This is a genomic window from Elusimicrobiota bacterium (assembly GCA_016706425.1).
Taxonomy (GTDB): Bacteria; Elusimicrobiota; Elusimicrobia; order FEN-1173; family FEN-1173; genus JADJJR01.
In genome coordinates, this window is the sequence record JADJJR010000001.1 from 93,690 (window position 1) to 103,364 (window position 9,675).

Here is a 9,675-nt window from a genome sequence, read left to right on the forward strand (position 1 = left end):
TTAGAAGGTGACTTCGAAGGAGACCCGGGTGAAGTTGTCGTCGTAGGGGAACCCCTGGGGCTCCCCGGCGGGGTTGTCGTAGCGGGTGATCTTGTGGTCCGCGAACAATTTGGCGTTGTTGGCGATGTAGTATTCCAGGCGGGCCTGGAGGCTGTCGAGGGTGAAATTGTTGTTGGAGGCGGGGTGCCAGATGCGTTCCTGGCGGGGCTTCACCCAACCCGCGACCCGCGACGACATTTGGGCGCGGACGTAGATTTCCGTGCCGATGATCTTGTCGTTTTTGTCGGTGGTGAAGATCGATCGGTCGCTCGTGAACTTGTAAATTTCGCGGCGGACGTCCTGGGTGACGGAGACGTCCATCCCCCGGTATCCGTAATACCCCACGCCCCATTTGGCTTTGTTCCGGTAATAATCGGAGTTGGAATGGCGCTTCATCCGGTCGATTTCCCCGGACACAACCCACCCCCCGCGGCGCTGGATAACGATGACGTTGTGGCCGAACTGATCGGAATCCGTGTCGTCGTAAAATTCGGGGGTTTGACGGTAATGGGGCTTGTAGCCGGTGCCGATGTCGCGCCAGCTGTAAGAGAGGCTCAGGCCCCGCCAGGGCCAGCCGTCGGTTTCGGCCTTGAGCCGCACCAAAGGACCGCCGGTTTTGATCACGGGGTCCAAGGGGGCGGTGAAGATGGGGTTGAAGGGATCGGTGTAGTCGGCCGTGGCGGATTGGCGGTAGTCGTTGTAGCCGTACAGGCCCTCCAGGCGCAGGCGGTGGTCCCACAGGCGGCCCGTGGCGTTCACGGTGTACACGGCGTCCTGGGCCACACGCTCCAGGCTCAGGACGCCGCTGTCCTCGGGCGGCTCCAGTTGTCCGCCGTTGACTTGGCTGGCCGCGGCGTTTTTGGCGTTGTGCTCCCAATACACCACCTGCCCCTTGAATTGCCAGTCCGGCAGGAAGTACACGACCCGTCCGCCGCCCGTGAACCCGTTGAGGGAATGCTTCAAGACAAACGCGTGGTAGTTGAACCGCTCCCAGTCTCCTTCCCCGGAGAGGCCTTTGAACCCGAAGACCGGCGCGAACACGTCCACGCCGTAATCGATGAATTGATTCCCGAGGGTCATAAGAGTGATTTGGGGATGCACGTTGGTGACGAACACCTGGTAGCTCGGCATCTCCAGGGCCGCGAAACGGTTGACGGTCGCTTCTTCGGACGTCCCGACGAAAGCCGACGCCTGGCCGAACTCCTGGGACTGGGAACCGATCTCCACCCGGGCGCTGAACTTGCCGAGCTTCCCGGTGGTGATGAGCTTCGCGTAATGGTTCACCTGGGACTTGGTCTCCGGCGAGAAGAAATACTCCGTGAACGCCAACAGGCTGAAGTCGACGTTGCCCGCCGCCAGGCCCTGGGGGCGGACGGCGGGGGCCGCCGCCGCGACCGCGGCGCCCGCGGGCGCCGGCGCGGCCGCCGGGACGACGCCGGGGGCTTTCAACGCCGAACCGGTCACGTAAAGGAGGTCGACCCACACCCGTCCGGCCGAAGTTTTTCCGCCGGCACTCTGGCTGGAGGCGGGGCTGACGATGCCCAGCTCGAAGGATTTGACGCCCGACAGGTCGGGCGGCGTGTCCTTGGGCGGCTGACCGACGATTTTGAACTCCCGCACCGGCATGGGCACCAGGACCCAGCGCGTGCCCGAAAGGGCCTTTTTATCGACGAATTCCCAAATCTCCCCGTCCGACTCGGTGAAACGGAACCGGAAAAAGTTGTCCCCGCCGTCGCCCTTGACCCAGATTTTGATTTCGTCCAACCCCGACCAGTTGAGGGGCTGGTCCGGCTGGCGCAGGGCGCTCACCCAACTGCCCCAGGGCCGGTCGGTCACCAGGCGGTACTGCATTTCCATGGAATAGTCGCCGTCAAACAAGATCCGAGAAGACGCCAGGGTCAATTGGGAAGAATCCCCCGCGAAGGTGCGGTAGGCCTGGTCGGGGTTGGTGCGGTCGAAACCGTCCACCACCAGCTTGTTGCCCAGGGCGGCCTCGGCCCCGGCGCTCTCCGCGGCGCCTTCGAAAGCGATGTTGTCGAGGAAAACCTTTCCGTTCTGTTTGGGGGCGAAGGTGACGCTCAAATTTTCCAGGGTGGCGAGATTCACGCCGTTGAATTCGGTCAACGGGATGTACACCCGCTGCCAGCGTTTCGGCGTGTCGGTGAACTGGGCGATGGACCGGCGGCGTTCCTGCGATTTCATGTCCCGCAGACCGATCTCGAACAACTCGCCGCCTTTTTCCCCTTTCAGGTCAAAAGCCAGATACCGGTAGCCCGACACCCCGCCCCCGCGCAGGGCGACGCCCCAACCCCCGTAGCCCCCGGGTTGGATGTCGTAGCGGATGCCCAGGTGGTTGCCTTTTTTGTTGGCTTCGTCCCGGTAGGCGGGCGACACGGCGAAAACGCTGCCCCGTTCGTCTTTGAACGAAAAGGTGTCCGGGGTGGCCGCGTCGAAATCGGCGACCGTCAAAACGGCCTCGGCGCGCGCCGCGGCCGCGACCGCGGCCAGGCCCAACGCCAGGAAGGAACGGGAGACTGTGTTCATCGCAACACCAACTTTCCAACGCGGTGACGGCGCGTGCCCGTGGTGCCGAAGCTCCAATTCAATTTGCATTCAGGGGTCACGTCCTTGGCGTCCGCGTCATGGAACGCCAACGTGAAACCCAAATCCCGGTTGACGCCCCCGGCCATTTTCAAAAACGACCAGGCCAGGGCGATTTCCACGGCGCGGCGGTCCTTGGACCAGACCACGCGGGTCTCGTCGTTTTTCGGGGCGCGCCGCTGGAACCACGCCCAGCGGCCCGGGTTGCCCGCGGCGGACGTCGGGGCGAAACCCAGTTGATAAACGGCCGGGTCCCCCCACGTGAATTCCGTTCCCCCGGGAACCAGGAACACCTCCAGGCAATCGCCCTTCCAGAGGGCGTCGCCCTCCTCGTTGTTCACGATTTCGTTGTCGGTCAATTGAACGGCCAAATACAGGTTGTCCGCGTCCCAGGCCAGGGCGAAGCGGGCGGCGGCGTCTTTCTTGCCGCTCCGGGCGCCCAACTCCACGCGGGTCGCGTCGGCGATGTCGTGCCAGGCCTTTTTCGGCCAGTCGCGCAGGTCGCCGTCCACCGTCAAAGGGCGGTCCGGTTCGGCGATCGTCATTTCTTCGGCCGGCAAGGACAGGTTTTGCTCTTCGCTTTCGGCGAAGTAAATGTCGTCCAAATGGATCGCCCCGTCCTTACGGTTGGCTTCGGAGGCGAAGACGATCACGAACTCCTTGATGTTGGTCCAGTCCCGGATGCCCCGGAACTCGCGCAGGGGGATGGCGAAGCGGCGCCAACGGTCCGTCAGGCCTTCGACCACATAGCCGGCCGCGGTCTGGCCGTCCTTGATTTCCACTTTAAAGGAGCGGGGGTAGCCGCGTTCGGCGTCGCCCTTGGCCCAGAAGATCAGGTGGGAATGCCGTTCGAGGTTTTGCGGCGGGAAAATTGAATAGTAGCCGTTGAAGGCGGGGTTGGATACCGTCACGGGAAAGGCCACGGAATAATTCGTCGGCCGTTGGGTGTTCTCGCGCTGGCTGCGGATGTCGTACTCCAGCCGCAGCGATTGGCCGGCCAGGCCGAAGAACACCGCCGGGTCGTTTTCGGCGCGGCAATAAATGCTTTTGTCTTCGGGGTCGAACCAGGCGCCCGTGGCGCCGCCCAGGGCGTTCTCTTTTTTGCCGTCGTTGAACTGGTCGATGACCACCGGGGCCGCGAAAGCCACCCCGTAGCCGACAACCAACGCCAACATCAGTCCCCAGCGCTTCATGGGCCGAACCTCACGGTGATCGAAAAGGTTTGGGCGTCGCCCAGGCTGTCTTGGGTGTCCCAGGCGTAGTCGAAATCGATTTTCTTGAAACGCAGGCCGCCACCGAGGGCCGCGCCCCATTCGCCCTGACCCCGGGTCCGGTGCAGGCCGGCGCGGACGGACACCGTGTCCCGCCAGAGGCGCTGGGCGACGCCGAACCTCCAGGCCGCGCCCTCGCCGTAGCGTTTGTCGTATTGGGCCGCCAAATCCGCGCCGCGGGCCAACCGCAGGGCCCCCCCCGCCCGCACGGTGTAGGGAAGGCGGTCGCGGGCGCCGGTTTCCCAATCGATGCGCGGCCGGTTCAAATCCTGCCAAGCCGCGGCCAAGCGCACACGGCCGTCCCAGGGGCGGAACAGGACGCCCAGATCAAACCCCAACCCGGTGCCGGTGTTGTCGTCCGACGTCGCGTTATAATACCGCAGGCCCGTCCCCACCGAAAGGGATTGGCAGCAGATCTTGCGGCCGTAAGCCACGAGGTAAGTGCTTTCGGCGTAGTTCACGAAATCGGCTTCGCCCGTCGTGTCCAGGTGGAGCAGATGGGCGCTGATGACCCCCTTGCCGACCCGGGGGTGGGTGTAGCCGGCCGTCGCGTAGCGCAACAGGCCCAAACCGTAGAGGTCTTCCAGGGACGCCGTGAATTGGGAATCTTCCACCTGGGCCAGGCCCGCCGGGTTCCAGTAGGCGGCGGTGCCGTCTTCGGCGAGGGCCACGTAGGCCCCGCCCAGTCCCTTCGCCGCGGCGCCGTAACCCAGCGGGTCAAAAGCGGCCCGGGCCGTCAAAACCACCCCCTGCAGCGCCAACACCACCGCGATTTTTCTTCGAATGTTCATCGCACCACCCCGACCACGTGACGGAAGGTCTCTTTGCCGCTCGCGCCCTCCGCCTCCAGCGTGAAGAAGTACATGCCGTTTTGCGCGGTGCGCCCGTCATCGCCCAAACCGTCCCAAATCAGCGACTGGCCGCCGACGGCGGCCGTCCCCACCTCGATGGTCCGCACGGGCGCGCCGTGGAGGCCGAACACGCGGAACACCACCCGGGCGGCTTCCCCGAGGGTGTAGTTCACGAAGAAATCGTCCTTGCGGCCGTCGCCGTTGGGCGAAAACGGGTTGATGGGGGTCGCCACGGCCGTCAGGACCGTTCCCAGGTTCGTCTTGTCGATGGGCGTGGACGCCCGGGTTTCCAGGGAGTCGATCAAAAACGTCCCGCTGGAAGACTCTCCCCGGGCCAGAACGAACTCGATCGCCTTGATCCGTTTGAGGTTCAAAAGCGCGTCGGCCCCCAGCCCGTTGAACTCGAAACTCGTGGGCGGCAGGGACAGGGTCCGCCATCGACCCGCCGTGTCGGTGAAATCGCTCAAACGACGGATGTAGTAGGTGTTGTCGATGTCGACAAGCTTGATCTCGAGGTTGGCGTTGGCGCCCGCGCCCTGGCAGAGGAAATGCAGCCGGGGCTCGGCCAATAAGTTCGCGTTGAGGGCGCGGACGAGGAAACTGAAGTTGTTGGCGGGGGACAGGGTGTAATCCAGGCGGCCCACGCGGTTGCCGGCGGGGGCGCCGGGCACCGTGTTGTCCGTCTCGACGGAAAACGGAAACGGAGTGCCGGGGTCCTGGGACCCCGCGATAAAGTACACGTCCGCCGTGTCGTAAGAGAAATTGTCCAGTACTTGCACCGTGGTGCCGCCGCTGACGAATTCCACGTTGTCCAGGTGAAGGGCGCCGGTGCCGTTGGCGCCCCCGCCCCGGGCCACCACAAAAATGATCTGGGAGATTTCCCGCCAGTTGAAAGAGCCGTTGCCGTTGTTTTGCACGCCGGAAAAGTTCGCCTGGAAAAGGGTGGCCGTGTGCCAGGCGCCGTCCACCGTGGGGGCGAACACCGCCTGACGGCGATCGCTGAGGCCGTCGTTGGCGTCGTCGCCGTCCACCAGCAACACCTCGATGTTTTGGGCGGGACCGGTCATGCGGTACTGAAAGCGCAGCGCCGTGGCCCCCAACGCCGTGAAATCGTAGCCCTGGACGCTGAGTCCGACGCCGGCGTAATCGCCCGCCGTCAGATCGAACGCCAATTTCATCGCGTTGCCCGAGGCGCCGGCGACGTTCGTCACCGTGACGGTGGCGCCCGTGGCGGCGAAGGTGGTGACCAGAGGGGCGTTGTCGAAATTGTGCAGAGTGGTGGCGGCGGCGAAGCCCGCCAGGAAGGTCAGGCCCGCGCCCAGAAGAAACGGTTTTCGGCGAAACGTCGTTGTTCGCATTCGTGTTCCTTTCGTTTTCCCTAAGTCCGACAGGTGTCGACGCCCGCGCGGGCTAATTCGGCAACGGCCGGTGCCACTCGTCCACGCGGGAGATCAAGCGCGCGGCCTCGCGGGCCCATTCGGTGCGGGAGACAAGGTCCCGCAGGGTGTCCTTGGCGAGGGCGTGGTAAAGAAGATTTTGGTCCAGGGAAAGAGCGCGGCGATTCAACACCTGCCCCGTGCGGGGATCCACGGCGTCCGGAAAGGGCGCGGGCCCCGCGGGGGACGCCAAGGATTGTACCAATTTATAGAAATTTTGCGAGGCCCCGGGTGCGTCGACGGTGGTGAGCAGCGCCGCGGCGTAGGGCGTGGCCACCTCCGGGTTGTGCAAACCATACTCCTTGTATTGGTCCTCGGGGCTGTAACAGGGGGCCCAGCCGAAAATTTTGTAGCCCCGCTCGGCGGCGATGCGCTGGGACGCCGCGACGTAGTTGGCGTGGCTGCGGCCCAGGGTGCGGGCCGCCAATCGGGATTCGTCGAAATAGGCGTTCGCGGCCAATTCCACAAAGGCGCTCATGGCCCACCCTTCGGCGACCGGCAGGCCCGCGGCCCGGGTGTAGCTGTAAGTCATTTCGCGCCACACCGTCTCCGGCACCTTGCCGATGGCCGTCAAAAAGACGATCAGGAGTCGGGCCTCGCTGTTCTTGTTGTCGTAATTGAAGGGCCACTCTTCCAAGACCACATCGTCTTCGGAGGAAAGCGTCATTCCGTGGCGGAACCGGGTGTTCCCGTCGCGCACGAAGACCGTGTAATCGGCGGTGCGCACCATGTCGCCCAGGCGGCGCGACAGGAGGGGGTCGGTTTTCCTGTAATAGGACTCCGCGACGCTCAAGGCGAAGTGCAACCAGGCCGAATCGATGGAGGAGACCCGCATGCGGCCGTTTTCGGTGTCCGCGAAGGCCCCGTCGGTCGACAATTTGATGTATTCGGGAAAAAGCCCCTTGTGGGTCCGCAGTTTGCCCAGGCCGGCCGCCACCCGGCGGACGTGCTCCCGGGCGTGGAAGGGGTCCTCCTGGCCGCGCTCGACGGCGGCCAGGGTTGAAAGCAGGTCCAGACCGATGTTGGTGGGTTTGGTGTAGGTGCGACCGCCGGGCCCCGTGTTGTCCACGGCGAAACCGTGGGAGGCGTCGGGGCTGCGCAGGGTTTTGAGGGCGGCGTAAACGGACGGCCCCGCGGCGTCGGTGACCCGGCCCGAGAGATTCTCCGTCGATACGACGAAGATCGCGCCCACGATGAAGACGCTCATCCATTTGAGGAACTGCCAATTCAGGTTCATGCCGTCCCGTCCTTTGCCGGTCGAAAATCCGTCGAAGAGCGCTCCACCCGCTCGGTCGCGAGCAAAACCCGATCCGGCACGGCGCCGCGGCCGCCGCGCCGCCATCCAAGAACCCATTCCCCGGCGCGGCGAGCCAGGGCCCGCACGGGCAGGCGCACCGTGGTGAGCCCCGCGGCCGCCGCTTCCGGAATGTCATCGAACCCCGCGACGGCCACCGGCCAACCCCGGGCCCGGGACACGTCCAAAACCCCCAGGGCCATGTGGTCGTTGGCCGCGAACACCGCCGTGGGCCGTTGGGCATCCGCGCCCCAGGCCTCCATGGCCGCCCTTCCGCTGGCCCGGTCGAAGCGCCCTTCCCACACCCGGCCGTCGTTCCCGGCCCCGCGCCGCGCCAGCTCTTCCCAATATCCTTTTTCCCGGTCGCGGGCGTTGGGCATTTCCCGCTTGCCGGACACGAAACCGATGCGCCGGTGCCCGCGGGACCACAGAAAATGAGTCATGTCGGCCGCGGCGGCGGCGTTGTTCACGTCCAGGGACGGCCACCCCGTCAGCGCGCCGCTGACGACCACCACCGGCGCGTCCGGCGCAATCCCGAGCGGGCGTTCGGACGGGGCGAGCAACACCCACGCGTCCACGGGTTCCGACGGATTCACCCGGATCGCCCAGCCCGGCAACGCGTCCCCCAAGCCGGCCAAGGACTCGGCGAAATAGGGCGCCGTCAAGTCCGGGTCCGGGTGTGTCCCCAACCCCAACGCCCCCGGCCCGCGGGCGGCCATCAAAAGCCGAAGTAGGTTTCGTTCGCCAACAGGCCCACCTGTTCTTTCATCAGCCGGTGGGCCATGAAGCGGTTGCGAACGCTGCCGTTTTTCAAATAGTTGGCCAGGGCCACCAACGTCATGCCCTGATCGAGGGCGAGGAACCGGGGGGAATTTTTTCCGGTGCGGACGTTCACGCTGTCGTAAAAACCGTATTCGCCGTACAAATCCTTCACGCCGGCGAGGCGGCGGATGTTGGCGATCGCCTCTTCGGGCGCCACGTCCAGGGCCAAGAAGCTCACGTGCGGCGTGACGACCCCCTCGTCGGGATAGCCTTTGGCGCCCAAAAAGGGGACGCCGTACTCCTTGTAACCCTGGGGCGAATCCGGCGTGGCGCAGGGGGAAATGCCCCAGATCGGGTACCGCTTGGTTTGCAGGGCGTAATGGATTTGGGCCTCCACGGCGGACCGGTTGTTGGCCCCCAAACCCTCGGGCGAATACTCCCGCTCGTTCAACACAAGCGTGGGCATTAAAAATTCAAAAAGACTGCCCCCCCAAGAGGGGACGAACCGAAGATTGTCGTGGCGGTAAAACCCGTAAAAGACATCGATCCCGTCCACCGCCCGGCTGACCCCCCGGGGAATTTGGTTTTGCCAAGTCCAGTCCGCGGGCAGCGTTCGGTACACCCGGTACCAATGGGATTTGGGCAAATCCCCCTTGGCGATGCCGATGTAGGACGACAACCGGGGTTCGGTGCACAGAAGACCATAATGGTTCTTGCTCAGCGCGCGTTTGTCGGACTCGTAACCGACGTACAATTGCCCGGCGTCGGCGTCGTACAGTTTCGAAAAATCCAAATCCTCCAGAAGGGCCTCGGCGTCCTCGCGAAGGGGCGGGTAGGCCTGGGCCGCCACCACCAAACCCGCCGCCAACCAACCGTTGTCGACCGACGAGACGAATTTGCTGCTGGGGTTCAGGGTGATCGTCTCGTAATAATTGAAAAACTGCCCTTCCCAACGGGACAGCTTCTTCAGCGTGTCGATGGCCTTGCGCGCGCGGGCTTCCCCCTGGGCGGGCGTGATGAATCCGAGGTCCTGCGCGGCGGTCAGGCTCATCAGATACAAACCGACGTTGGTGGTGGAGGTGTAGCTCATCACCTTGGTGTGGGTCGGGGTGACCAACACGTTGTCCAAGGGGATGCCGTTTTCCTTATCCACCACGTCCCGGAAATAACCCCAGGTATCCCGGGCGATGGCGGTGAGGAATTCGGTGTCCGTAAGGTCGGGGTTGAGCGCTTTGGTGACGGCGGGTTTAAATCGGACCAGGCGCGCCTGTTGCACGGCCTCGGGCACGGGGGTGCGCCCGGCCAGGGCGTGCAGCGCCAGGGGCAAAAACAAGAGGACGGAAAGGGCTTTTTTCAAGGGGTCCTTCCAACGTTTTGTGGCGCGCTCCAGCGGTGACGCGCTCGTCGGGAGTGTAGCAAAA

General features: G+C 64.5%; 7 protein-coding genes. All 7 read right to left on the bottom strand.

All coding sequences use genetic code 11. The features are described from left to right. Genes IPI56_00385 through IPI56_00415 form a run of 7 tightly spaced genes read right to left on the bottom strand, consistent with a single transcriptional unit; the run spans position 1 to position 9,611 of the window. Positions 1 to 2,583 carry a hypothetical protein gene (locus IPI56_00385; protein ID MBK7544198.1) on the bottom strand — a complete coding sequence of 861 codons (2,583 nt, stop codon included), beginning with the start codon at positions 2,581 to 2,583 and terminating at the stop codon, positions 1 to 3. Beyond that, positions 2,580 to 3,833: a hypothetical protein gene (locus IPI56_00390; protein MBK7544199.1), complete on the bottom strand. Its 1,254-nt coding sequence runs from the start codon at positions 3,831 to 3,833 to the stop codon at positions 2,580 to 2,582. The genes IPI56_00385 and IPI56_00390 overlap by 4 nt, the downstream gene beginning before the upstream one ends. After that, a complete protein-coding gene (locus tag IPI56_00395) occupies positions 3,830 to 4,702 on the bottom strand; it encodes a hypothetical protein (GenBank protein MBK7544200.1) in 873 nt (290 codons plus the stop codon). Before IPI56_00395 ends, IPI56_00390 begins: the two co-directional genes overlap by 4 nt. Beyond that, positions 4,699 to 6,120: a hypothetical protein gene (locus IPI56_00400; protein MBK7544201.1), complete on the bottom strand. Its 1,422-nt coding sequence runs from the start codon at positions 6,118 to 6,120 to the stop codon at positions 4,699 to 4,701. Before IPI56_00400 ends, IPI56_00395 begins: the two co-directional genes overlap by 4 nt. Positions 6,121 to 6,172: 52 nt before the next feature. Beyond that, the gene (locus IPI56_00405) at positions 6,173 to 7,435 is read right to left on the bottom strand and encodes a hypothetical protein (protein MBK7544202.1); all 1,263 of its coding nucleotides are present in this window, start codon (positions 7,433 to 7,435) and stop codon (positions 6,173 to 6,175) included. Continuing rightward, positions 7,432 to 8,211 carry a substrate-binding domain-containing protein gene (locus IPI56_00410; protein ID MBK7544203.1) on the bottom strand — a complete coding sequence of 260 codons (780 nt, stop codon included), beginning with the start codon at positions 8,209 to 8,211 and terminating at the stop codon, positions 7,432 to 7,434. Before IPI56_00410 ends, IPI56_00405 begins: the two co-directional genes overlap by 4 nt. After that, a complete protein-coding gene (locus tag IPI56_00415) occupies positions 8,211 to 9,611 on the bottom strand; it encodes a DUF3131 domain-containing protein (protein MBK7544204.1) in 1,401 nt (466 codons plus the stop codon). Before IPI56_00415 ends, IPI56_00410 begins: the two co-directional genes overlap by 1 nt. Between the last annotated feature and the right edge of the window lie 64 nt (positions 9,612 to 9,675).

Coding starts and splice junctions, on each gene's coding strand:
- IPI56_00400 (MBK7544201.1), bottom strand. CDS start 6,120: ATGCGAACAACGACGTTTCGCCGAAAACCGTTTCTTCTGGGCGCGGGC.
- IPI56_00395 (MBK7544200.1), bottom strand. CDS start 4,702: ATGAACATTCGAAGAAAAATCGCGGTGGTGTTGGCGCTGCAGGGGGTG.
- IPI56_00385 (MBK7544198.1), bottom strand. CDS start 2,583: ATGAACACAGTCTCCCGTTCCTTCCTGGCGTTGGGCCTGGCCGCGGTC.
- IPI56_00410 (MBK7544203.1), bottom strand. CDS start 8,211: ATGGCCGCCCGCGGGCCGGGGGCGTTGGGGTTGGGGACACACCCGGAC.
- IPI56_00405 (MBK7544202.1), bottom strand. CDS start 7,435: ATGAACCTGAATTGGCAGTTCCTCAAATGGATGAGCGTCTTCATCGTG.
- IPI56_00390 (MBK7544199.1), bottom strand. CDS start 3,833: ATGAAGCGCTGGGGACTGATGTTGGCGTTGGTTGTCGGCTACGGGGTG.